The sequence below is a fragment of the Aeromonas sp. QDB54 genome (assembly GCF_027707385.1).
GTDB lineage: Bacteria > Pseudomonadota > Gammaproteobacteria > Enterobacterales > Aeromonadaceae > Aeromonas > Aeromonas hydrophila.
Genome location: NZ_JAPCIT010000085.1, coordinates 1 through 945, shown reverse-complemented (window position 1 = coordinate 945; position 945 = coordinate 1). Strand labels below are relative to the sequence as shown.

The window sequence follows — 945 nt, the reverse complement described above, 5'->3', positions numbered from 1 at the left end:
CCACGAACTATACTGATCTTACGTACAGTTATCGAGGTGCGAGATCATGGCCAAAAGCAAAATCCAATTCCAGAAAGGCTACAGCCTGTTTGAGTTTCTCAAGGACTATGGCACTGAGGCTCAGTGCGAAAACGCGCTGTTCACTTGGCGTTTTCCTAACGGCTTTGTCTGCCCTGAATGTGCCAACAAGACCTGTTGTCGCCTGAGAAGGCGGCCACGTGTGTGGCAATGCAATCACTGCCGTCACCAGATGTCATTGACTGGAAACACGATTTTCGCAAACACCAAGCTCCCACTGACCAAGTGGTTTCTGGCAATACACCTGTTGTCACAAACCAAAACAGGCTTGTCAGCGATGGAGCTAAAGCGCCAGTTGGGCGTCAAATATGACACCGCCTGGATGCTCAAGCACAAGCTGCTGCAAGCCATGAAAGAGTCCGATGACAAGCAGCCCATCAGCGGCATCATTCAGCTCGATGATGTCTACTGGGGTGGCGAGCGCCGTGGTGGCAAACGGGGTCGGGGCGCGGCAGGCAAGACGCCGTTTGTGGCAGCAGTGGCCCTGAACAAGGAAGGACATCCAATCAAGATGCGGATGACGGTGGTCGATGGTTTCAAAACCAAGTCCGTTGCTGATTGGGCAAAACGGCATATTGCCAGTGGTAGCGCGGTGATATCCGATGGATTGGCCTGTTTCAAAGCGGTCAAGGAGGCCAATTGTGAGCACCTGGGTGTTGTCACCGGGGGCAACCTGGACTGGCTGGATCATCCGGCATTCAACTGGGTAAACACGATGATAGGAAATGTGAAAAACTCGCTGCGGGGCAGTTGCCATACGCTCGGAGCGAAGCATTTACCAAGGCATCTTGCGGAATACTGCTTCCGGTTTAATCATCGTTTTGACCTCAAGAGCATGTTGGTTGAATTGGGGCATGCAGTCGTGGC

At 52.8% G+C, this 945-nt stretch carries 1 protein-coding gene; it reads left to right on the top strand.

All coding sequences use genetic code 11. The features are described from left to right. Positions 1-46: 46 nt before the first annotated feature. Positions 47-945: IS1595-like element ISKpn3 family transposase (locus PG881_RS23910; protein ID WP_270803314.1), on the top strand; the 899-nt coding region annotated here is incomplete at its 3' end.